Source organism: Janthinobacterium svalbardense, from assembly GCF_002327145.1.
GTDB classification, from domain to species: Bacteria; Pseudomonadota; Gammaproteobacteria; order Burkholderiales; family Burkholderiaceae_D; genus Janthinobacterium; species Janthinobacterium tructae.
Genome location: NZ_CP023422.1, coordinates 5096488 through 5119666, shown reverse-complemented (window position 1 = coordinate 5119666; position 23179 = coordinate 5096488). Strand labels below are relative to the sequence as shown.

Below are 23179 nucleotides of genomic sequence, written 5' to 3'. Positions count from 1 at the left end.
CGATTGCGACAGTATTACCCGTAAGACAGCTCCCGGCCAGATGGTTCCCGCCGGGAGTTTCTTTGCCCCTTTGTGCAATTGCGCATCAGAACGCAGTGTGCAGCCCCTGTTACGCTTAACTTTGGAGAATGACATGAGTGCTATTGTTGATATTATCGGTCGCGAAATCCTGGACTCGCGCGGCAATCCGACCGTCGAATGCGATGTGTTGCTGGAATCGGGCGTGATGGGCCGTGCGGCCGTACCGTCGGGTGCCTCGACCGGTTCGCGCGAAGCCGTGGAATTGCGCGATGGCGACGCCAAGCGCTACTTCGGCAAGGGCGTGCTGCAAGCATGCGAAAACATCAACACCGAAATCTCCGAAGCCATCATGGGCCTGGACGCCAATGAACAGGCTTTCCTGGACCGTACCCTGATCGACCTGGACGGCACGGAAAACAAATCGCGCCTGGGCGCCAACGCCATCCTGGCCGTTTCCATGGCCGTCGCCAAGGCTGCCGCCGAAGAAGCGGGCTTGCCGCTGTACCGCTATTTCGGCGGTTCGGGCGCCATGCAGATGCCAGTGCCGATGATGAACGTCATCAACGGCGGCGCGCACGCCGACAACAACCTGGACATCCAGGAATTCATGATCATTCCCGTGGGCGCCCCGTCGTTCAAGGAAGCCGTCCGCTACGGCGCGGAAGTGTTTCACACGCTGAAAAAGATCCTGCACAAGAAGGGCCTGAACACCAACGTGGGCGACGAAGGCGGTTTCGCGCCATCGCTGGCCAACCATGAAGAAGCCATCAAGCTGATCATCCAGGCCATCGAAGAAGCGGGCTACGAGCCAGGCACGCAGATCGCCATCGGCCTCGATTGCGCCGCGTCCGAGTTCTACAAGAACGGCAAGTACGAAATGGCAGGCGAAGGCCTGAGCCTGACGGCCACCGAGTTCACCAACCTGCTGGCGACCTGGTGCGACAAGTACCCGATCATCTCGATCGAAGACGCGATGCACGAAGGCGACTGGGACGGCTGGGCGATCCTGACGGCAGAACTGGGCAAGAAAGTGCAACTGGTCGGCGACGACCTGTATGTCACCAACACCAAGATCCTGAAAGAAGGCATCCAGAAGGGCATCGCCAACTCGATCCTGATCAAGATCAACCAGATCGGCACCCTGACGGAAACCTTTGCCGCCATCGAAATGGCCAAGCGCGCCGGCTACACGGCCGTCATTTCGCACCGCTCGGGCGAAACGGAAGACTCGACCATCGCCGATATCGCCGTTGCCACCAACGCCCTGCAGATCAAGACCGGCTCGATGTCGCGTTCGGACCGCATGGCCAAGTACAACCAGCTGCTGCGTATCGAGGAAGACCTGGGCGACATCGCCAGCTACCCTGGCCGCGATGCGTTCTATAATCTGAAGTAAGCTGATGTAAAACCCACTGGCCGGCCGGAGATATCCGGCCGGTTTGTTAACTGAATGCCCCATGCGCCTGATTACGCTCGCCCTGGCAGCCCTGCTGCTGCTGATCCAATTTCCCCTCTGGCTGGGTAAAGGCGGCTGGCTGCGTGTTGCCGACATGGAAGCCCAAGTGGCGCTGGCCAACAAGAAGAATGTGGAATTGAAGGCGAGAAACGCCAAGCTCGAATCCGAAGTGCGCGACCTGAAAGATGGTACGGGCGCCGTCGAGGAGCGTGCCCGCTATGAGCTGGGTATGGTCAAACAGAATGAGATTTTCGTGCAGATCGTGCGCAAGGGACAAACCCCGCCACTGCTGGAAACGCCGGTGGACGCTGCTGCGCCACATTAAGATAGTACGACTTCCCGCTTGCCAGCCTGGACCGATTGCCAGGCTGACATATCACTTTATGACTGCTACTACCTTGCTGCTTGCTGATCAGAAACGGGCTTTGCCGGTCGTGATCAGGTAGAAATGGATGCCGGTGACCACGACGGCAACGGCGATCAGTGCGGTTTCGAGAATCATCATATAAAAATCCTTTCGTGTATTGAGTTAGCCGCGCGACGCCAGGAAGCGCAGTTCCGAGGCCAGATTCGGCATCAGGTGCTCGTAGCGGGCCGCTTCCGAGTTCAGCAGCGCGATGTCGCGCTTGCTTGGGCGCACATAGCGCTGTTCTTCTGCGCTGCTGGTGTTCGTGGCGATGACTTCCTTCTGCGCCAGTTCGCTGTACGGCTTGGAAGCGAGCAGGGCGCCCAGGAAGGCGCGCGTGGCGCGGCCCAGGTTGCTGAAGTAGTTGTCGTTGTCGTTGCTGTAGGTGTTGGTAAAAGTGGACATATGCCCTCCATGAATGGTCTGTTGTTGCATTGCACAATAGTGGAGTTGGCGATATATGTCTAATTTCAAATTCCAATTTCAGTAATTCAAGAAACGAATAATAAGGGCGTAGCCGCTGGCCACGCCCTGGAATTAAAATTGTTACGAAATGTTTATCCGGCGGCGATGCGTCCCAGGCCCGGATCGTCGCTGAAAAAGCCGTCCAGTCCCGTTTCGATATAGCGCCGCATTTCCGCCACGGATCCCGCTTCGTTGCGCGCATTTTCTCCATTACCGTCGCGGAAGTCGGCCGCCAGGAAACGGTTTTCCGGGCGGAAGGTCCACGTGTGCAACAGCAAGCCTGCCTGGTGCGCATCGTCGACGATGGTCGTGGGCGCAGCCAGGCGCTGATCGGCGCCCAGCGGGATGACGCCCCGCGTGGGCGGCGCCACCACGTCCGCGTAGGCGGCGATGTCGCGCAAGCCGGCCGGTGTGGTCATTTGTCCAAACGTTAACTTTCCACCCGCCTTGACGACATCCATGGGACGCACCTCGCCGCCCACCACCAGCTGCATCAGGCGCACGTTGGCGCGCCGTCCCAGCTTCTCGCGCAGGTACTTCAAATTGGCCACTTCGAAGGACTGGATTTCGATCGGTGCGCGGCGCGTGTATTCGTGCGCCAGCATGGTCGACAGGAAACGGTCTTCCAGCGCCAGGCCCGCATCGCGGAAATACGTCGAGCTCTTCAGCTCCGGTACGAGGCCGATGATGCGGCCGCTGGCGGCAGATTGCGCTGCAACAAAATCGATGATTTCTTCCCACGTTGGGATCTGGAATTGGCCATCGTACAAGGTGTTGCCGGTGCGTACTTTCGGCAGCCGTTCGATGGCGCGCAGGGTTTTCAGTTCAGCCAGCGTGAAGTCGTCGACAAACCAGCCCTCGTGCCATTCGCCGTCGACCAGCTTCTTGCCGCGCCGGCTGGCGAACTCGGGACGACGCGCCACGTCGGTGGTGTCGATCAGATTGCTTTCGTGGCGCGCCACGAGGATGCCGTCGTGCGTGGCGACCAGGTCGGGCTCGACGTAGTCGGCGCCGTCAAGGATCGCCTTGGCATACGACGCCAGCGTATGCTCGGGGCGCAGGGCGCTGGCACCCCGGTGGGCGAATACCAGCGGACGCGCCGGTTTTGTTTCCAGCAGGCCGGCCGCAAAGCCGGGGGCGGCGGCCAGCGCCAGGCCGCCCACGGCCGCCTGGACGAAGTTGCGGCGCGAAAAGTGACGCTGGGGCAGAGCGGGCGTGCGCATCAGAAATCCGCCGTCAGGGTCAGGAAGCCCTGGCGCGGGGCGATGGGGAAGGTATTGTACGTCTTGTCGGCTGCGCCCACCACCACGTTCAGCGAACCGTCGCGGTTGGCCAGGTTGCTGACGTTCACGCGCCAGCGCGGGTTTTTCAGCCAGCTGGCCATGACTGGCAGCTTGCCCGACACGCCCAGGCCCATCAGGAAATAGCTGGGCACGGACAAATCGTTGGTGTACGTCGCGTAGCGCTTGCCCACATAGTCACCCGTCAGTTGCACTTCAATATCGCCAAACGTAGCCGAAGCCACGAACTTGTTCAGCCATTCCGGCGAGCCCGGCACGTTCTTGCCGGCCGTCAGCACCAGCGCGGCGCCATTGTTGTAATTGTCCGCGTACTGCGAACGGTTGTACGACAGGGCATTGTAGAACGAGAAATTGTTGCCAAAGTGCACGGTGCCGGCGATGTCGATGCCGTCCGTGCGCACGCTGCCCACGTTGGCCAGCACGGGGTTGCCGCCGATGATGGAGGAAATCACGGGCGTGGGGCTGATCTGCAGCAAACGGTTGCTGAAATCGACGTGGTACACATTGACTTGCCCATCGATGGCCGTGATGGCGCCCAAGCGCAATGGATGGCTGCCGCGCACGCCCACTTCATAGGTGAGGGCAGTTTCCGGCTTGGCGTCGCGCTTGAACAGGTCGAACGCGGCCTGGCTCGACAAGCTCCATGGCGAGGCACCGCCACCGCCATAGGTGACGAACTGGCGCATGTTTTTCTGGATATTGAAGTACAGCTGGTCTTGCGGCGTGAAGTCCCAGCGCGCGCCCACTTGCGGCAGGAACCATTTTTTCGTGTTGATGGTGCCGACCGGCAAGGCCGTCGAGCCGCCGGAAATGGCGCCCAGGGCCGGTTGCACGGGGAATTGGCCATCGGCAAACTGCAGGCTGGACTTGAAGCCGGCCTGCAGGGCGATATCGGGACGGATGCGCCATTCATCCTGCAAGTGCAGCTGCACCACCTTGTTGTCGATCTCGCTGCCGTACTGTGTGATCAGAGGATTGCTGGGGCGGTCGTAGGGCGAGGTCGGGTTGTTGACGTCCAGCGCATACCAGCGGCGGTAGGCGGACGAGCGGTTCTGTTCCAGCCACAGGCCCGCTTCCAGCTGGTGATTGCCGATTTCGCGGCGCAAGGTGGAAATGAAGCCGCCGCGCTTGATGTCGTATTCCGTCGTGCGCACGGCGTAGCCCGAGTTGCCGAACACCTGTTTCAGGTTCTGTTTCGGGTAGTACACGCTGAACAGGCCAGGCAAGCCGGCCACGCCGATGGGGCCGGCCACCACGCCCGCGCCGTCATCCTTGTGGTAATACACCTGGTTAGCCCACGTCATGCCTTCGGACAAGTTGGCGTCGAACTTGGCGTAGGCCAGGTAATCGGTGCGCTGCGCATCGCTGTAGTAATTGCGGTAATTGTTGCCGTCGGCGGCAGGCGTGGCGCCCGTCGGCGACAGGTAATTCAGGGCCGCCTTGAAGTCCGGGTACAGGAAGGGGCGCGTGTACGGCGCGCTCGTCTCGCCCTTCACGTGCACGGTGCTGTCTTCGTTCGGCTCGATCTTGTCCGAGTAATTGAAGAACAGGGTCAGCTTGCCCGCTTCGCTGCGGTTGACGTATTTGGCGTTGAACTGGTCACCGCCCTGGCGCGCATCGAAATCCCAGGCGCGCGCTTCGTGGTGCAAGATGGAAAAGTAGGCGCTGCTGCCGTCGCCGAAGGCGCCCGTGTCGTAGCGGGCAAACGTGCGCGAGGTGCGGTGGCTACCCACCGTTTGCTGCACGCTGGCGCCTTGCGTGGCCAGCGGGTCGCTGGAATAGGTTTCGATGGTGCCGCCCAGGTTGCTGGTCGAGGCTGTCGCCAGGTCGCCCGCACCCGACGACAGCACGACGCTGCGCACGTTTTCGCTGATCACGGCGCGCTGCGGCGACAGACCGTTGTAATTGCCGTACTGCTGGTCTCCCAGCGGCACGCCATCCATGGTGTAGCCGAGTTGCTGGCCGGAAAAGCCATGCACGAACAGCGACAGGTTTTGCTCATTGTTGCCCCATGGATCGGCCGTCTGGAAGCTGACGCCAGGCAAGGTTTGCAGGGCTTTCAGGGGATTCGTGCCGGGCAGGATTTTCTGGATTTCATTCTTGCTCAGGGCGACCGAAGAACGCGTCTTGCGCGAGGAAATTTCCACCGTGGCCATCGGTGCGTTGTCATCAACGGGCGCTGCCATCTCGGTGGCGGCGGAGGCTACGGCGGCGGCCACGGCCGTTTGGGCCAGAGCCGGCAGGGAGAGGCCCGCAGCGCAAGCGCCCAGCAAAACATGGAAGGAATGGCGGCGCAGGGCCAGCGTCAAGTGGGTGGTCATCATCAGCCTGTGGAAAGTGGGAAGTAATACAAGCTGCGCAGCGTAACGGCGGCGCGTGACGGGCTGATGACTAACTGATGACGGAACGATGACAGTGGAAACAAGGGCGCCGCCAGAGGGGCGGCGCGAGGAATATTACAATTAGTTAATGCTGGCGGCTGGCGGAATCAGTACTTCGGCCGGCGCATCCGTGATGAACAGCTGCGCGCAATCGACTTTGTCGAATGTATAGTGCTGGCCGCAGAAATCGCAGTTCACGCCCACTTGTCCCACTTCGTCGAGCGTGCCGTTGACTTCTTCCTCGCCCAGCATCTTGAGCATATTGCCCACTTTTTCGCGCGTGCAGCTGCAATGGAAGCTCGGGTGCAGCGGGTCGAAGACGCGGATCGTTTCTTCCCAGAACAAGCGCTGCATCAGGGTCTCGATGTCGGTGGCGAGGATTTCTTCCTCTTTCAGGGTCGACGCCAGCATCACGGCGCGGTGCCATGTGTCCAGCGCAGCTTCTTCCGAGACAGGCGTCGCTTCGGCCTTGCCGCCATGGTGGGGCAGCTTTTGCAGCAGCAGGCCGCGCGAGACGCTGTCGTCCGTGGCCAGCCACAGACGCGTATCGAGCTGTTCCGAACGCAACATGTAGTTTTCGATCACGGTCGCCATGTCGTCGCCGTCCAGCGGCACGATGCCCTGGTACGGTTGCTGGCCCGGCACCTTGTCGGCCGGGTCCAGGGTGATGATGAAGCGGCCCTTGCCCGTGGCATTGAGCAATTGCGGCACGCTGGCCACGTCGGGGATGGTGGCGTCCGGGTCCAGCTTGGCCGTGGCGCGCAGGCGCAGGTCGGAATCGCACTCGACGACCATCAGGCGCACGGGACCGTCACCGTGGATTTGCATGATGATCGAGCCGTTGAATTTCAGGTTGGCCGACAGCAGGGCGGCGGCAGCCACCATTTCGCCCAGCACTTTTTTCACGGCCGTCGGGTAGGCGTGGCGCGCTACCACTTCCTGCCAGGTGTGGGAAACGTCGATGAACTGGCCGCGCACGGCGGCGTTGTCGAAAATAAATTTTTGCAGGGTATCCTGGCCGCTAACGGCTGCGCTGACTGCGCCGGTGGTTTCAGTCGTCATTCTTTTATCCAATCTTCTTGAGTTGCGTATTAAATAGCTGGCCGCGTTGCACATAGTTTACGGCGTTGCTTTGTAGCCTGGTGATATCGTCTGCCGTCAGGGGCCGCACGGCTTTTGCCGGCGAGCCGATGATCAGCATATTGTCGGGAAATTCCTTGCCTTCCGTGACCAGCGCGCCCGCGCCGACCAGGCACCCTTTGCCGATCTTCGCGCCATTCAGGATCACGGCCTGGATGCCGATCAGGGCGCCATCGCCAATCGTGCACCCATGCAACATGGCCTGGTGGCCGATTGTCACGTTCTGGCCGATGTCGAGCGGGTAGCCGGGGTCCGTGTGCAGCACGGCGCCTTCCTGCACATTGCTGTTGGCACCCACGGTGATGCGTTCATTGTCGCCGCGAAGCGTGGCGCCGAACCATACGGAGGTGTTCGCTTCCAGGGTCACCTTGCCGATCACGTTGGCCGTGTCGGCAACAAAAGCGGAAGCGTCAATCTGTGGCGCATCGGCGCCCAATTGGTAGAGTGTCATCATTAGCCTGTGGCGGTGGTGGAAGCGACGGGCATGGCCGGACGCTGAAGTTTTACTGTGCTGCGTACGCTATTTTACGCTGTTGCAGGACAAGTCCTGGCGCCCGGCGCTAATCCGGTATAATAATCGAACGGTCGTACTTTTATGCGCACCCTATCTACAGACACAGCATGTGGCGCCATCCGCGCCACTTTCAAGGCAGGCAATCAGATGAAACCCATGAAACTTTCCCGTTCCGAATTCATCAACATCCGCGGCGCCCGCACGCATGTGCGCCACTGGGGCCGCGAAGGCGCGCCCATCCTGTTCATGGTGCACGGCTGGATGGACGTGGCCGCCTCGTTCCAGTTCGTCGTCGACGAATTGCAAGGCGACTGGCACGTGATCGCACCCGACTGGCGCGGCTTTGGCCTGAGCGACTACACGCAATCGGACACCTACTGGTTCCCCGATTACCTGGCCGACCTGGACGCCATGCTGCTGCACTATTCGCCGGATGCCCCCGTCAATCTGCTCGGCCACAGCATGGGCGCCAATGTGGCCGGCCTGTACGCGGGCGTGCGGCCCGAGCGCATCAGCCGTTTCATCAACCTGGAAGGCTTCGGCATGATGGCGACGAAACCGGAGCAGGCGCCGGGCCGCTACGCCAAGTGGCTGGATGAATTGCGCGAGCCGCCCGCGATGCGCAGCTATCCGAGCCAGCAGGCCGTGGCCGAGCGCCTGCAAAAGACCAATCCGCGCCTGCCCGACACGCGCGCCGCCTTCCTGGCCGAGCACTGGTCGGCGCAGAACGAGGCGGGCGAGTGGGACATCCTGGGCGACCCGCAGCACAAGCGGGTCAATCCCATCCTGTACCAGGTGGAAGAGGTGATGGCGTGCTGGCGCCGCATCACGGCGCCCGTGCTGTGGGTAGAAGCCGATGATACGAATATGTGGCAATGGATGGGGCCGAAGGAAGAGGCGCGCATCGAAATCGACCGGCGTTTGGCCTGCATCAAGGATGTGCGCTGCGAGATGATGGCGGACGCGGGCCACATGCTGCACCATGACCAGCCGGCGGAGCTGGCGCGTCTGGTGGAAACTTTCCTGGCGCAGTAATGCGCTGGCACAACTGTGTCGCTAACGCGACTTCCTTATCTTGCAAGCAGCGTACAATGAAAACTTCTTCCATGCTCAGCCCGTGCAGGGTATTGTTTTCACATGCTTAAAGTCGACCTGCATTGTCATTCGAATATTTCCGACGGCGTGCTCGCGCCCGCCGCCGTGGCTGCGTACGCGCGCACGGCTGGCGTCGATGTATGGGCGCTGACGGACCACGATGAAGTGTCCGGCGTCGCCGCTGCGCGCACGGCCGCGCTGGACCTGGGCATGCGCTTCGTGGCCGGCGTGGAAATTTCCATCACCTGGGCCGGCCAGACCGTGCACATCGTGGGCTTGCAAGTCGATGAAAACAATCCGGGCCTGGTGCAGGGCTTGCACCAGACACGCTCCGGGCGCGACGCGCGCGGCCGCGAAATCGCCCGCCAGTTGGACCTGGCCGGCATTCCCGACGCCTATGAAGGGGCCTTGAAATTTGTCGGCAACCCGGATCTGATGTCGCGCACGCACTTTGCCCGCTACATCGTGGAAACGGGGAAATGCGCGGACATCCCTGACGTGTTCAAGAAATACCTGTCGGAAGGCAAGCCGGGCTATGTCGAGCACCGCTGGGCCACCCTGGCCGAGGCGGTGGGCTGGATACGTGGCGCGGGCGGCGTGGCCGTCATCGCCCATCCGGGCCGCTACCGTTTCAGCGACATGGCGCAAGGCGTGCTGTTCGATGAATTCAAGCAACTCGGCGGTGTGGCCATCGAAGTCGTCACGGGCAGTCACAGTCCGGACCAGTATCCCGAATACGCGCAGCTGGCCAACGCCTACGGCTTCCTCGCTTCGCGCGGCACGGATTTCCATGCGCCGGGCGAATCGCGCGTGGATTTTGCCAAGCTGCCGCCTTTACCCGCCAATGTGACCCCGATCTGGCACGACTGGTTCTAGGGCACGGCCTGCCTGCGCCTGCCGCGCGGGCTTGAAAAGTTGCGACCGCATACTTATCTTTTAGTTATTATTGTTTTCCGGAGCCATCGCCCATGAAACGTATTGTCCTTTTTATTGCAACCAACTTGGCCGTGATGCTGGTGCTGTCGCTCGTCCTCAGCTTGTTGGGCGTGGGCAATCCGGCGCGCGGCAGCACCTTGAACCTGGGCAGCCTGCTGGTGTTTTCGCTGGTGGTGGGTTTTACAGGGTCGATCTTTTCCCTGTTGATCAGCAAACCGATGGCCAAGTGGAGCACGGGCGCGCGCGTCATCGACAACCCCACCTCGTCGACCGAGTTGTGGCTGGTCAATACCGTGCGCGCACTGTCCGAGCGGGCCGGCATCGGCATGCCGGAAGTGGCCGTGTACGAAGGCGACGCGAATGCGTTTGCCACGGGCGCCTTCAAAAACTCGGCGCTGGTGGCCGTTTCCACCGGCTTGCTGCAAAGCATGAACCGCGATGAGGTCGAAGCCGTGCTGGGGCATGAAATCGCCCACGTCGCCAATGGCGACATGGTGACCTTGACCCTGATCCAGGGCGTGGTGAATACATTCGTCGTCTTCATGGCCCGCGTGGTGGGTTTCTTTGTCGACAATGTGCTGCTGAAAAATAACAACCGCGAAGGCGGCGGACGCGGCATCGGTTACTTTGTTACCGTGATGGTGTGCGAAGTCATCTTTGGCTTGCTCGCTTCCATCATCGTGGCCTGGTTCTCGCGCCAGCGCGAATTTCGCGCCGATGCCGGTTCGGCCAAGCTGCTGGGCAGCCCCACGCCGATGATGCATGCGCTGGCCCGCCTGGGCGGCGTGCCGCCGGGCGAGCTGCCCCAATCGATGCAGGCGCTGGGCATCAGCGGCGGCAATGGCGGCTGGGGCGCGCTGTTCGCCACCCATCCACCGATCGAGCAACGCATCGCCGCCCTGCGCGGCGTGCAATAATGATAATTAATGCCAATAACTAAGACTACGTAGACCATGAGTCAATTTTTCCAGATTCACCCCGAGAATCCGCAATTGCGCCTGATCAAACAGGCGGCGCAGATCATCCAGTCCGGCGGCGTGGTGGCCTTGCCCACCGATTCCTGCTACGCGCTGGTGTGCCAGCTCGACGACAAGGGTGCCGTCGAGCGCCTGCGCCGCATCCGTGGCGTGGATGAAAAGCATCATCTGACCCTGCTGTGCCGCGACTTGAGCGAGCTGGGCTTGTATGCCCGCGTCGACAACCGCCAGTTCCGCCTGCTCAAGGCGGGCACGCCGGGCGCCTATACCTTTATCCTGGAGGCGACCAAGGAAGTGCCGCGCCGCCTCAGCCATCCTTCGCGCAAGACCATCGGCCTGCGCGTGCCGCAGCACCGCATCGTGCAAAGCCTGCTGGAAGAACTGGGCCAGCCCCTGCTGGGTGCGACCCTGACCCTGCCTGGCGACGAAGACAGCCTGACGGATGCCGACACCATCCGCGAACGGCTGGAAAAGCTGGTCGACCTGATCATCGATGGCGGCGTCTGCGCGCATGGCCCCAGTACCGTGATCGATCTGACGGGAGCGGAGCCGGAAGTGGTGCGCGTGGGACGCGGCGACCCGGCCGTGCTGGGCTTGTAGTCGCTGGCGCAGGGCGCGGGATTTACCTATCTTTAATGGCAACATAAGAAAGTGCCTGGGACGCCTCTGGTAGAATCGCGGTCATGAGCGATTTCAATACGATAGTCCAGACCATTGCGGTGTACCTGGTGCCGGTGCTGTTTGCCATTTCCCTGCATGAGGCGGCGCACGGCTACGCGGCCCGCTATTTCGGCGACCCCACGGCCTCGAACGAGGGCCGGCTGAGCCTCAATCCCATCCGGCATATCGATCCTTTCGGCACGATATTGCTGCCCTTGATACTGTATTTCACGATCCAGGTACCGTTCGGCTATGCCAAACCGGTGCCCGTCGATTTCAGCCGCCTGCGCAATCCGAAGAAGCAGATGGCCTGGGTGGCGTTTGCCGGGCCTGGCGCCAATTTTGTCATGGGCTTGGGCTGGATGATCGCCTTTGTCGTCCTGAGCGTCCTGGCGCCGACGGAAATGGGCATGTTTTTCCGCAAGATGGCCGGCGCCGGCGTTAGCGTGAATGCGGCCATGTTTGTCTTTAACCTGATTCCCGTGCCACCGCTCGATGGCGGGCGCATCATGACGGGCTTGCTGCCGATGCAGCTGGCGCGTCCGTATGCCAGCATCGAGCGCTACAGCCTGTATGTCTTCGGCGCCCTGGTGCTGCTGATGTACACGGGCATCTTGAACCGCGCCCTGCTGGCGGCGATCGAATTTGTCATTGGCATTTTTGTCACCTTGGTCACGCCCCTGACGGCTGTCTTGACTTGATGCCGCGCAAGCTGATGCACGCAATTAACTGATGGAAGTACCGATGCAAGTAACTGAACCAACAATAGAAACTGAAGCGATTTCGGGCTGGCTGCGCCGCTGGGCGCCCCTGATCCCGGGTGGCGAAGTGCTGGACCTGGCCTGTGGTGCCGGCCGCCATGCGCGCCACCTGGTCAGCCTGGGCCACCCCGTGATCGCGCTCGACCACGATCCGGAAATGCTGGAAAAGGCGGCCGGCACGGGCATCACCACCTCGCTGGTGGACCTGGAGGCAGCGGGCGCCGTATGGCCGTTCGCGCCTGGCCGCTTTGCCGGCATCGTCGTCACCAATTATCTGCACCGGCCTTTGCTCGAAGCGATGGTGGCCAGCCTGGCGCCCGATGGCGTGCTGCTGTACGAAACCTTCGCCGAGGGTAACGAGCAGTTCGGCAAGCCGTCGAATCCGAAATTTCTGCTGAAGGAAGGCGAAATGCTGACCTGGGCGGTGCAGCACGGCTTGCGTGTGGTAGCGTACGAGGATGGGCGCGTGGAACAGCCAAAAGCTGCTCTGGTGCAACGAATTTGTGCCGTCCGGCCGGATTTTCCACGGTTGGCAGCCTTGCTGCCGACGTTTTGAGCGGCCATACTATGTCAGAATGCACCACAGGCGCGGGCTATCCGCTACAATCGTTGTTTTATTTATCGGCGCTATAAACTTACTATGATCAAGGGCAGCATTGTAGCAATCGTCACCCCGATGCACGCTGACGGCAGTCTGGACTTTCCAGGTCTGCGCAAGCTGATCGACTGGCATATCGCCGAGGGTACGGACAGCATCGTCATCGTTGGCACCACGGGCGAATCGGCAACAGTGAGCGTGGAAGAACACTGCGAACTGATCAAGTTGACCGTCGAACATGCCAAGGGACGCATTCCTATCATCGCCGGCGCCGGTGGCAACTCCACGGCCGAGGCCATCAAACTGACGCGCTATGCGAAAGAAGCGGGCGCCGATGCTGTCTTGCAAGTGGTGCCGTACTACAACCGTCCTACGCAGGAAGGCATGTATCAGCACTTCAAGGCCATCGCCGAAGCCGTCGACATCCCTGTCATCCTGTATAACGTGCCTGGCCGCACCGTTGCCGACATGAGCAACGACACCATCGTGCGCCTGTCCGCCATCCCGAATATTGTCGGCGTGAAAGATGCGACCGGCAATATCGGCCGTGGCATCGACCTGCTGCGTTTGGTCCCAGCGGGCTTCGCCGTGTACTCGGGCGATGATCCGACGGCCATGGCGCTGATGTTCTGCGGCGGCCACGGCAACATCTCCGTGACGGCCAACGTGGCGCCGCGCGCCATGCACGAACTGTGCGTCGCAGCCATGGCGGGTGAGCGCGCCACGGCGATCGCCATCAATAACAAAGTTTTTCCCCTGCACCAGAAATTGTTTGTCGAGCCCAATCCGGTGCCCGTCAAATGGGCGCTGGCCGAAATGGGCATGATGCCAGCCGGCATACGCTTGCCACTGGTGCCGCTGGCTGAAAATTGCCATGCCACCGTGCGCGAGGCCTTGCGCGACGCTGGCATCCTGTCTTAAGCCGAACTTCAAGCCCGGGCTTGACCAGTCCGGACCTTCCCTGATTCCAGCTGCTACTTAGCTTCTTATCCAGTTACGACATGACTAATTGCAAGAAAACCATACCGGCGCCTGCCACCATCGCCGTCCGCGGCATTATCATCGGCGCCGTCGCAGCCAGCCTTGCGGGCTGTGGCATGATCAGTTCGGTAGTCGGTGGCGACAAGGTCGACTACAAGTCGGTCAAGAAAGCCAGCACCCTGGACGTGCCGCCTGACCTGACGCAATTGCAACAGGACAACCGCTACTCCCTGCCGGATGCGAAAAACGGCGTGGCCACGGCTTCCGGCTACAACGCGCAGCGCAGCGCCACGGCCGGTACGCCCGTCATCGTGGGCGCCGACGGCGTGGTGGGCGTCGTGCCTGTCACTGCCGGTGGTGTGAAGGTCGAGCGCGCGGGCAACCAGCGCTGGCTGGTCGTCAAGCAGTCGCCTGAAGTACTGTGGCCGCAGCTCAAGCAGTTCTGGGAAGATTCCGGCTTTACCGTCGCCATCGACCAGCCGACGGCTGGCATCATGGAAACCGAGTGGAACGAAAACCGCGCCAAGCTGCCGCAGGACTTTATTCGCAACACCATCGGCAAGGCCTTCGATTCGCTGTACTCGACGGGTGAAAAAGACAAGTTCCGTACCCGCGTGGAGCGTCTGGCCGATGGCTCGACCGAAATCTACATCAGCCACCGTGGCGTGGAAGAGGTCGTCACGGGCCGCGACAAGGAAACCACCACCTGGACTGCGCGTCCGAACGATCCGGGCCTGGAAGCGCAATTCCTGGCCAAGCTGATGACGCGCCTGGGCGCGGCCAGCGACGATGCGCAGGCGAAGACGGCCGTCGACGCCGCCATCGTGCAGCCGCAGCACGCCAAGCTGGTGGGCCAAGCCGCCACGCCGGCGCGCGCCATCGAAGTCGATGAAGGCTTCGACCGCGCCTGGCGCCGTGTCGGCCTGGCCCTGGACCGTGTCGGCTTTACCGTGGAAGACCGCGACCGCACGCAAGGCACCTATTTCGTGCGTTACGTCGATCCGGATGTCGTCAAGAAAGATGGTTTCTTCTCGAAACTGTTCAGCTGGGGCTCGTCGTCCGACAAGGATAAGGAAGCGCAGCGCTACCGCGTCCTGGTCAAGGCCGGCAATGGCTCGACCAGCCTGGTCAGCATCCTCAGCAACGAAGGCCAGCCCGATACCTCGCCAGTGGCCGAGAAGATCCTGGGTTTGTTGAACGAGCAGTTGAAATAAGTGGTGTGGCAGCGGCAGGTTTGAAAACCTGCCGCGCATTAAAAAGGCTGGCCCGGGAAACTGGGTCAGCCTTTTTATTGCCGATAGTCCGCGTTTTATAAAACTGCGGACGCAAAAAAGCCGACCCGAAGGTCGGCTTTCTCTAGTGCAGGGTGCTAAATTACTTAGCAGCCGATGCAGCAGCCGAAGCAGCCGAAGCAGCGTCGGTAGCGGCCGAAGCGGCAGCCGAAGCAGCAGCAGCAGCGTCGGTAGCGGCCGAAGCAGCAGCGTCAGCAGCAGCAGCTGGAGCAGCTTCAACTACTGGTGCTGCTGCTGGGGTTTCAACTACTGGTGCTGGTGCAGGAGCTTCTTCTTTTTTGCTGCAAGCAGCCAGAGCAACAACCATCAGGGAGGCGATCAGCAGGGATTTTTTCATTTGTTTTCCTTAATTATTTCAAAAAATAAATCAATATTGTTGCGATGAATAATTACCGGTAATTATCGCTCGTTAGGTCGTCTTCGAAGGCTTTTCGTACCAGGTGGTGCCTGCCAGACAACGGAAACTTCCTAACCGAATATTATAGCGATTTTTGGTGCGTCGCAATAGGAGCAAGAGGCAAATTCGCAACTATTTTGTGATATCGCAATATTTGCCGAAGCAAATTGCAAGCAAGTGTAAGCGATTTGCGAAAGCACGACAAAACGATATAAAAATAATATGTTTCATTGTGCTAGCGCAGATGTTGTCTTTTTACCTGCTGTCATACCACTTTGCTACGCCACGATCATTCAGGCCAGTTCGATCCAGCCATCCTGATACCAGGTATATAACGCATCCATCACGTCATCGGAAGCCTGGGCCACGGCGGCGCCATCGAGCGCGCGTTCGTTGGCCAGGGTTTCCAGGGCCGTTTTATCGGCCTTGCCAATGGCAAACGATTCGCCATTGATGAAGACATTCTTGCCACGATACAGCATCAGCGTCTTGCGCGACAACACGACACCCTTTTTCTGTGCGGCGTCCGCGAAGCGGCCCACCGTCAGCGGCTTGGACAGCGGCTTGAAAAACACATTGTGTTTCGGTTCCGACAGGTGTTCGCCCAGGAAGATGGTCACGTCTTCTTCCGTGAAGCGCACCTTGTTGATTTCTTCCGTGATGGTGCTGAGCATTTCACGGGGGATTTCCGCCGGCTTGCCCGAGGCTTTCAAGTCGGGATCGCTGTAGATGCCCGGCAAGTCGATCGAGTCGGCCATGAATTGCAGGAAAGCTTCGCCCAGTTCCTGGAACGTGGGCGAGCGGAAGCCGATCGAATACGTCTGGCAGTCGCCGATGGCCACGCCGTCGTGCGCGTAGTGGGGTGGCAGGTACAGCATGTCGCCCGGTTCCAGCGTGAATTCTTCGTTGGGCGTGAAGTTGCTGAGGATTTTCAGCGGCAAGCCGTCGATCAGGCTCAGGTCCTTCTGCGCGCCGATGCGCCAGTGGCGCTTGCCCTGGCCTTGCAGCAGGAACACGTCGTAGGAATCGAAATGCGGGCCCACGCCGCCGCCATCGGTGGCGAAGCTGACCATCAGGTCGTCCAGGCGCGCGTCCGGCAGGAAACGGAACTGGCGCAGCAGGGCGTCGGCCTTGGCACTGTGCAGATTGGCGCCCTGCACCAGCAAGGTCCATTCCTTCTGTTTCAGCGAGGGCAGGCTGGCCAACGGACCTTGCTGCATGTTCCAGTGGCCATCCGCATGGCTGACCAGGCGCGATTCGACGTGGTCGAGGGTAGCCAGCTCGGCCAGGGCCTTGAAATCGAACAGGGCCTTGAAGCCAGGCACGGCTTGACGGATCAACAAGGGCTTTTTATGCCAGTAGTCGCGCAGGAATTGCGCCGGCGTGATATCGCCGAGGAGAGTTAATTTTTTCATGCGCCCATTATAACAACCGGAAATGCAGGAATGCGCCTGCCGTTGGCGGCGTGAAGGTATAATTTGCCAGCTTATACAATGAAAGGAAGCATAATGAAGATTGCCAAAAATACGGTCGTGACTGTCAACTACAAACTGTCAGACGCGCAAGACAATCTGATCGAAGACGGCCGTCAGCCGATGGTCTACCTGCACGGTGATTATGAAAACACCCTGCCGAAGATCGAAGAAGAGCTCGACGGCAAGGAAGTGGGCTATGCCAACACGATTCAGATCGAACCGGATGATGCTTTCGGTGAATACGATCCAGCCCTGGTGAAGGTCGAGCCGCGCAATCGCCTGCCTGAGCCGCTGGAAGTGGGCATGCAGTTCGAAGGCATGCCGGAAAGCGATTCGCCGGACGAAGAAGCGATGATCTTCACGGTGACCGATATCGCCGACGACAAAGTCGTGCTGGACGGCAACCATCCACTGGCCGGCATCGCGCTGCGCTTCTCGCTGACCGTCGCTGACGTGCGCGAAGCCACCGACGAAGAAATCGCCCATGGCCACGTGCATGGCGCACACGGCCATGACCATGGCGATGAAGATGGCGATGATGAAGGCGACGAGGGCGATCACTTCCGCACCCACCCTATCCACTAATCTGGAGACGCCTGACCAAACCTACTGCGCGCAGCGGGGCGCGGCCGGCGATGCTCACCGTACTAGAGTACGGTTGCGCTTCTCGGCCACGCCGCGCAGCTGCTCGCTACGGTTTTGTCAGGCGCCGTGACGCTGGTGGGTTGGATAGATAAAGGCTGGCTTTGCGTCGGCCTTTATCTATTGTGGCGCATGTTTATCTGCGCACAGTCGACGCCTTAACCCGCGCTTGCGCCGATGGCCGCGTGGCCCGTTGACGCACCTCAAAGAATGGCGTCTTGCCGGGCCGTACGGCGATGGCGGACCAGTCGTTGTCGATGCTGACGTGGCCCAGGTTGCCTTTCCAGCTGATTTTCGGCCCGCCAGCCTTGGCCGCGGCCTTTTTACTCTTGCCCTCCTTGCCGTCCGCGTCGCCATCGCGCTGCGTATCGACCAGCAAGACCTTGCCGCTGAATTTCTTCACCAGGGTACGGATCTGCTTGCGCGGTCCGGCAAAGCCATCCTGTTTCGAACTGAAGCTGGGCAGCAGCGAATTGTCGTCTTCGTCCAGTACACCCACGTCGCCATCGGAAAACAGCACGATGCCGTCGAGTTTCTTGCGCTGTGCCATGGCGAACAGGCGCTGCAGCCAGGAGCGGTTGGCCACCAGGCGGTCTTCGAATTCGCTGTTGCGTCCCGCTTCTGGCAGGAAATGGTTGTTATTCGCGGGCAGGTTGACGGTTGCAAACAGCACGCCACCGTATTCCCAGTGGGCATTTTCCGCATAGCTGCGGAACTTCGCCGTCGATGACAGCCGCGACAGGGTCAGCTTGCGCTGGCCCAGGCTCTGGTCGTCGGCAAAATACACGTCGCGCAAGCGGTTCAGGCGTTCGATCGCGTTGACCCTGCCGCGCGAATTGCGGCAGTTGGCCCAGTCGCTGGCCGACAGCGAGACGATCAGCGGCGGCCCGCTGGCGTCCAGCACCTCCTTGCGCTGGCTGTACAGCTTGTCGCTGCAGGACTCGCTGGCGGCCTTGATGCCGGTGGCCACGACGAACGACGCATTGAAGGCGCTGGTTTCCGCGATGGCTTTTTTCAGGGGGCCATCGTCCGGCCCCGCATTGAAGGAATGGCCCAGCACGGCAAACTCGAAGCCGGCCTGGTCGCTTGGTGCGGCCAGCGCCACTTGCCATGGCAGGCTGGCGGCCAGCAAGCCGGCAGCCAGCAGGCGCAGGCGTAGGCTAGCCATGCTGCGCCGTATGGTCATGCAGCGGCCAGCCGTTTCAACTGATACAACTGCTCCAGCGCATCGCGCGGCGTGAGTGCGTCGGGATCGAGGTCGGCGATGGCGTCGAGCAAGGCTTGCTGCGCCGCATTCAGCGCGGCCAGCGGCGCCGCTTCCTCTTCTTCCGCTTGCGCATACGGATCGGTTGCCGGCGCGGCGAACAGGTCGCGCTGCGGCGTGGCGTCCAGCGCCTGCGCTTCCAGGCGCGCCAGGTGCTTGCGCGCGGCCTTGATCACGGGTTGCGGCACGCCGGCCAGTTGCGCCACCTGCAAGCCATAGCTTTGCGAGGCGGGACCGGCTTGCACGGCGTGCAGGAAGACGATGCTGTCCTTGTGCTCGACGGCAGACAAATGCACGTTGGCGGCGCTCGGGTGACTGTCCGGCAGTTGCGTCAGCTCAAAGTAGTGTGTGGCAAACAGGGTGAAACTGCGGCTGCTGTCGATCAGATGGCGCGCGATGGCCCACGCCAAAGCCAGGCCATCGAAGGTCGAGGTGCCGCGGCCGACTTCATCCATCAGCACCAGCGAGTGTTCGGTGGCGCCGTTCAGGATGGCCGCCGATTCCGTCATTTCGACCATGAAGGTCGAGCGTCCGCCCGCCAGGTCGTCGGTGGCACCGATGCGCGTGAAGATGCGGTCGATGGGGCCGATGGTGGCGGACGCGGCCGGCACGTAGCTGCCCACGTAAGCCAGCAGGGTGATGAGCGCCACCTGGCGCATGAAGGTCGATTTACCGCCCATGTTCGGGCCGGTAATCAGCAGCAGGCGGCGCTCGTTGACGAGGCGGCAATCGTTGGCGATGAAGCGTTCGATCTGCTTTTCCACCACCGGGTGGCGGCCTTCGATGATGTTGATGCACGGCTCGTCGACCAGTTGCGGCGCGGCCCAGTTGTGCTGCTGCGCATGTTCCGTCAGCGCATTCAGGGTGTCGAGCTGGGCCAGGCCCTGCGAAATCGTCTGCAAGGTGCCGATGTGCGGCGCCAGCTCGGCCAGCAGCAGGTCGTACAGCAGTTTTTCGCGCACCAGGGCCTTGTCTTGCGCCGACAGGGCCTTGTCTTCGAACACTTTGAGTTCCGGCGTGATGTAGCGCTCGGCGTTCTTCAGGGTCTGGCGGCGGCGGTAGTCGTCCGGCACCTTGTCCGTCTGGCCGTGCGTGACTTCAATATAGAAGCCGTGCACCTTGTTGTATTCGACGCGCAGGTTGGCGATGCCGGTGCGTGCGCGTTCGCGTGTTTCCAGGTCGAGCAGGAACTGGCCCGCGTTTTCCGACAGGGCGCGCAGTTCATCGAGTTCGGCGTCAAAACCCGTGGCGAACACGCCGCCGTCGCGCACCATGGCAGCCGGTTCCTGCGCCACGGCGCGCACCAGCAAATCCAGGCAGGCCGTTGGCGTGGACAGGGCCGCGTGGATGGCGGCCAGCAAACCGGTTTCGCCGCCCTGGCCAGGTCCATAACAACGGACCACGTCGCCGCGCAGGGCCGGTAGTTGCAATAAACCGTCGCGCAGGGCGGCCAGGTCGCGCGGACGTGCCGACAGCAGGGCGATGCGCGTGGTGATGCGTTCGATATCGGGCACTTGCGCCAGGGTGGCGGCCAATGGCCCCGCCGCTTCGCTTTGCGCCAGCGCGGCGATGGCTTCATGGCGTGCGCGCGCCACGTTCTGGTCGCGCCGGGCATGGTGCAGCCAGTGGCGCAGCATGCGCGAGCCCATGGCGGTGCGGCAATGATCCAGCAAAGAGAACAAGGTCGGCGATTCCTGGCCGCGAATGGTTTCCGTCAGCTCCAGGTTGCGCCGCGTGGCCGCGTCCAGACCGATGAATTCGCTTTCCGTTTCCGTCGTCAGGGAGCGCACGTGCTGCAAGCCGCGTCCCTGCGTCGACTGTGCATAGCGCAGCAGCGCGCCGGCCGCGCCGAATGCGGCGCCCAGGCCATCGGCGCCAAAACCCGTCAAGGTCGCCACGCCCAGCTGGTCGAGCAGGGCCTTGTGGCCGCCCACCACGTCAAAATGCCAGTCCGGCACGCGGTTGATGTGCGTGCCCGCATAGTCGTCAAACAGGTTGCCATTGTCGCCGCTCAAGATTTCGGCTGGCACGATGCGTTCCAGTTCCTGCTGCAAGCGCGCCGCCACGGTCCCGCTGTCGCCGGAAAACTCCATCAGTTTCAAGGCGCCGCTGGCCAGCGACAGCCAGGCCAGGCCGGTGGTGACCGTCTTGCGCTGCGTGATGCTGCACATGGCCAGCAGCGGGCGCTCGGCCTTCTCGGGCAGCAAGTCCGCATCCGTCAGGGTGCCGGGCGTGACCACGCGCATGACCTTGCGCTCGACGGGGCCTTTGCTGGTGGCCGGATCGCCAATCTGTTCGCAAATGGCCACCGACTCACCCAGCTTGACCAGCTTGGCCAGATAGCCATCGAGCGAATGAAACGGCACGCCGCACATTTTAATCGGGTTGCCACTGGCCACGCCGCGCGCCGTCAGGGTAATGCCCAGCAGGCGCGAGGCTTTTTCCGCGTCCTCGAAAAACAGCTCGTAGAAATCGCCCATGCGGTAGAAGACCAGCATCGTCGGGTGGTTTTCCTTGATGCCTAAATATTGCTGCATCATCGGAGTGAGCTTTTCAGCCGAATTTTTCTTTGCCGCGGCGGCGTTGATTTCTTTTGGGACGGTGGTCATGTGTTCTTTGTCGTTGGTCCGGCGGCAGGAAAGGCATGCCTGCCGGGCTGTGGGTGGTGCTGTGTGCGTTCAAGGCTGCGCCAGGGGGCAGAGCTTGGCTTCAAGGCCGTCATTTTACCGCTTTCGGCAGGCGGGGCGGCGTATTGCGTGCGGATGTGAAAAAGCCGCGCCGCCAGGGCGTGGCTTGGGAATACTTCGTCAGGCGGCGGGACGAGTACCACGTCGCGTTGCTTGGCCGTGCGGGCTTAGCCTGCGGCCAACAAGCAGCAGGCCGTACTTTCCGGTTCGGATGGGGCCGTACCGTTGAAATGACACCGAGGAAGTTCGCTTACCCCATTCGGTGTTACCGCTTGTGGGAGCGATCAGTCCAGGTCTATTGAGCCGCCAACAGTACTTTCTGGATCGAAGGCAAAAACGCGCAGTTCGGGTTGTACTTTATCCCCGCGCAGGATACGAACAGTTAGGACAAACGACAGTTCCCAGCGTCCCTCGGTATGGCCAACGTCAAGTGTGTGTTTCCATTCTTGGCGAATACGACGTAAGTCGGGTAGTTCCGGATCTTGTGGCAGCAGTTGCGATTCAAAATCCAGCTGCAAGCCGTAAGTCGCGCCGAGGGCTTGAAGAAATGGCGATGGTGGTGAATACACTGTCGGCACGTGCGCACCGATTTGTGTCAGCTGAGGGACGCTGATAATGCAGCAGTCGACGATTTGGAAGGAGGTAAAGCCGCTTTTTTTTGATCCACAGCAATTGACCTCTACGTAGACATGCTGGCCTTGCTGGAAGTGAATGCCCCCCATATATTGGCCGTGTCTTGGATTCGCAGAGCCATCGCACGAACTGAAATTGTAGTCGAGCTGGCTGCTAGTCTGGTCTGCATCAAAATGTACGGATAATTTCATCCACGGGCTTACATGCGTCATATTTTGCGATCTCTTTGTATGTTGATAATAAACTGCTGGTAACGGCTATCTCGTCGGAGGTCGAGTAGATCAGGGGCTGATTCGATTAAATTTATTGGATAGCCAAGTTTGGCGGCCTTCAGCAGCGCGTCCAATGCCTCTTTATGATTGCCTATGAGCTCCTGCGTGAGAGCGGCACGAAACTGTACGTCTGCCACATCGCTGGAAATCGCGAGTGCTTGCTCGAGCCGCGCCATGGCTTCAGTCTTATCGCCAATGTAGGCTCTGTACAATGCCATTCGAGAATGGAGGGTCGCATTGCCTGGCATGCGCTTTACGATTGGGGTGAGGAGTGTAATAGCACGTTGATATGAATCTTTCGAAGCTGCGGCCTGCGCGGGAACCCAGCGTTGTGCATCCGCCAAATTGGCCCACAGCAGGTAGGCCCCCGGATTTCCTGTATTCGAGGACACGGCTTTTTTGAATGCTTCTACGGCGCCAAGATAGTCTGCTTTGGCAAATAGAGAGGTGCCCAGGTTGCCGTATAGTTCCCAGTGTGGATGAATTTGCAGGCCTTGTTGCAGCACTTGTAAAGCTTCATCCTGGCGATCCTGGCGTAGAAGTGCCGCATTGAGAGCGGAGTATGCCGAGGACGACCTGGGATCGAGTTCGATGGCCTTGCGAAAAGCGATCTCTGCGTCCTTATAGGCGCTTTGTCGATAGTGTAGTATTCCCTGCAATATTTGGAACACACGTTCGCGAGGATATAACTGATGTGTTCCTTCGAGAACTGTTTGTGCCAACGTAAACTTCTTTTCCTTTGTCAGTACTCTTATCTTGCCGACTAGTCCCAGCAAATTCTGCGGGTCTAAGTTGAGTGCTGTTGCGCTTGCGATCAAGGCTTCG

Annotated in this window: 22 protein-coding genes; 11 read left to right on the top strand and 11 right to left on the bottom strand. The window is 60.7% G+C overall.

The window, feature by feature from the left end:
• Positions 1-133 precede the first annotated feature (133 nt).
• A complete protein-coding gene (gene eno / locus CNX70_RS22770) occupies positions 134-1417 on the top strand; it encodes a phosphopyruvate hydratase (protein ID WP_096237317.1) in 1284 nt (427 codons plus the stop codon).
• 61 nt (positions 1418-1478) lie between these two features.
• Positions 1479-1802, top strand: coding sequence for a cell division protein FtsB (gene ftsB / locus CNX70_RS22765; RefSeq protein ID WP_071075941.1), 324 nt, complete (start codon positions 1479-1481; stop codon positions 1800-1802).
• Positions 1803-2006: 204 nt separating this feature from the next.
• Here ftsB and CNX70_RS22760 read toward each other — a convergent pair whose 3' ends face one another.
• The 5 genes from CNX70_RS22760 to CNX70_RS22740 all read right to left on the bottom strand — a co-directional run bounded on the left by CNX70_RS22760 (position 2007) and on the right by CNX70_RS22740 (position 7621).
• Complete coding sequence (locus CNX70_RS22760) at positions 2007-2288, bottom strand: hypothetical protein (protein ID WP_071075942.1); 282 nt, start codon at positions 2286-2288, stop codon at positions 2007-2009.
• A 152-nt stretch (positions 2289-2440) separates the two neighbouring features.
• The gene (locus CNX70_RS22755) at positions 2441-3571 is read right to left on the bottom strand and encodes a glycerophosphodiester phosphodiesterase (protein ID WP_096237315.1); all 1131 of its coding nucleotides are present in this window, start codon (positions 3569-3571) and stop codon (positions 2441-2443) included.
• Positions 3571-5973 (bottom strand): TonB-dependent receptor, encoded by a 2403-nt coding sequence (locus CNX70_RS22750; RefSeq protein WP_244198926.1) that lies wholly within the window; start codon positions 5971-5973, stop codon positions 3571-3573. Before CNX70_RS22750 ends, CNX70_RS22755 begins: the two co-directional genes overlap by 1 nt.
• 138 nt (positions 5974-6111) lie before the next feature.
• A complete protein-coding gene (hslO, locus tag CNX70_RS22745) occupies positions 6112-7092 on the bottom strand; it encodes an Hsp33 family molecular chaperone HslO (RefSeq protein ID WP_096237313.1) in 981 nt (326 codons plus the stop codon).
• A 4-nt stretch (positions 7093-7096) separates the two neighbouring features.
• Entirely contained in the window at positions 7097-7621 is a 525-nt protein-coding gene (locus CNX70_RS22740; RefSeq protein ID WP_096237311.1) for a gamma carbonic anhydrase family protein, read from the bottom strand.
• A 219-nt stretch (positions 7622-7840) separates the two neighbouring features.
• On the opposite strand from CNX70_RS22740, the gene CNX70_RS22735 reads away from it, so the two are divergent.
• The 8 genes from CNX70_RS22735 to bamC all read left to right on the top strand — a co-directional run bounded on the left by CNX70_RS22735 (position 7841) and on the right by bamC (position 14906).
• Entirely contained in the window at positions 7841-8719 is an 879-nt protein-coding gene (locus CNX70_RS22735; RefSeq protein WP_096237309.1) for an alpha/beta fold hydrolase, read from the top strand.
• A 102-nt stretch (positions 8720-8821) separates the two neighbouring features.
• Positions 8822-9655, top strand: a complete 834-nt coding sequence (locus tag CNX70_RS22730) for a 3',5'-nucleoside bisphosphate phosphatase (protein ID WP_096237307.1) — start codon at positions 8822-8824, stop codon at positions 9653-9655.
• A 92-nt stretch (positions 9656-9747) separates the two neighbouring features.
• Positions 9748-10632 carry a protease HtpX gene (htpX, locus tag CNX70_RS22725; RefSeq protein ID WP_070303511.1) on the top strand — a complete coding sequence of 295 codons (885 nt, stop codon included), beginning with the start codon at positions 9748-9750 and terminating at the stop codon, positions 10630-10632.
• 36 nt (positions 10633-10668) lie between these two features.
• Complete coding sequence (locus CNX70_RS22720) at positions 10669-11292, top strand: L-threonylcarbamoyladenylate synthase (RefSeq protein ID WP_096237305.1); 624 nt, start codon at positions 10669-10671, stop codon at positions 11290-11292.
• A gap of 83 nt (positions 11293-11375) precedes the next feature.
• On the top strand, positions 11376-12053 hold the full coding sequence (locus CNX70_RS22715) for a site-2 protease family protein (RefSeq protein ID WP_096237303.1): 678 nt from the start codon (positions 11376-11378) through the stop codon (positions 12051-12053).
• Between the two features lie 43 nt (positions 12054-12096).
• Positions 12097-12669 carry a class I SAM-dependent methyltransferase gene (locus tag CNX70_RS22710; RefSeq protein WP_096238633.1) on the top strand — a complete coding sequence of 191 codons (573 nt, stop codon included), beginning with the start codon at positions 12097-12099 and terminating at the stop codon, positions 12667-12669.
• 84 nt (positions 12670-12753) lie between these two features.
• Complete coding sequence (gene dapA, locus CNX70_RS22705; RefSeq protein WP_096237302.1) at positions 12754-13632, top strand: 4-hydroxy-tetrahydrodipicolinate synthase; 879 nt, start codon at positions 12754-12756, stop codon at positions 13630-13632.
• An 80-nt stretch (positions 13633-13712) separates the two neighbouring features.
• Positions 13713-14906 carry an NlpB/DapX family lipoprotein gene (gene bamC / locus CNX70_RS22700; protein WP_096237300.1) on the top strand — a complete coding sequence of 398 codons (1194 nt, stop codon included), beginning with the start codon at positions 13713-13715 and terminating at the stop codon, positions 14904-14906.
• Between the two features lie 160 nt (positions 14907-15066).
• Here bamC and CNX70_RS22695 read toward each other — a convergent pair whose 3' ends face one another.
• On the bottom strand, positions 15067-15321 hold the full coding sequence (locus CNX70_RS22695; protein ID WP_096237298.1) for a hypothetical protein: 255 nt from the start codon (positions 15319-15321) through the stop codon (positions 15067-15069).
• A 353-nt stretch (positions 15322-15674) separates the two neighbouring features.
• Complete coding sequence (locus CNX70_RS22690) at positions 15675-16796, bottom strand: cupin domain-containing protein (RefSeq protein WP_096237296.1); 1122 nt, start codon at positions 16794-16796, stop codon at positions 15675-15677.
• Between the two features lie 93 nt (positions 16797-16889).
• On the opposite strand from CNX70_RS22690, the gene CNX70_RS22685 reads away from it, so the two are divergent.
• Positions 16890-17441: an FKBP-type peptidyl-prolyl cis-trans isomerase gene (locus CNX70_RS22685; RefSeq protein WP_096237294.1), complete on the top strand. Its 552-nt coding sequence runs from the start codon at positions 16890-16892 to the stop codon at positions 17439-17441.
• Between the two features lie 193 nt (positions 17442-17634).
• Here the strand turns inward: CNX70_RS22685 and CNX70_RS22680 are convergent, their stop codons facing one another.
• From CNX70_RS22680 to CNX70_RS22665, 4 genes are all read right to left on the bottom strand, one after another.
• Positions 17635-18666, bottom strand: a complete 1032-nt coding sequence (locus CNX70_RS22680) for a hypothetical protein (RefSeq protein ID WP_244198925.1) — start codon at positions 18664-18666, stop codon at positions 17635-17637.
• 14 nt (positions 18667-18680) lie between these two features.
• A complete protein-coding gene (mutS, locus tag CNX70_RS22675) occupies positions 18681-21371 on the bottom strand; it encodes a DNA mismatch repair protein MutS (protein WP_096237290.1) in 2691 nt (896 codons plus the stop codon).
• A 362-nt stretch (positions 21372-21733) separates the two neighbouring features.
• Complete coding sequence (locus tag CNX70_RS28415; protein ID WP_157751244.1) at positions 21734-22294, bottom strand: hypothetical protein; 561 nt, start codon at positions 22292-22294, stop codon at positions 21734-21736.
• A complete protein-coding gene (locus CNX70_RS22665) occupies positions 22291-23172 on the bottom strand; it encodes a tetratricopeptide repeat protein (RefSeq protein WP_167389709.1) in 882 nt (293 codons plus the stop codon). The genes CNX70_RS28415 and CNX70_RS22665 overlap by 4 nt, the downstream gene beginning before the upstream one ends.
• Between the last annotated feature and the right edge of the window lie 7 nt (positions 23173-23179).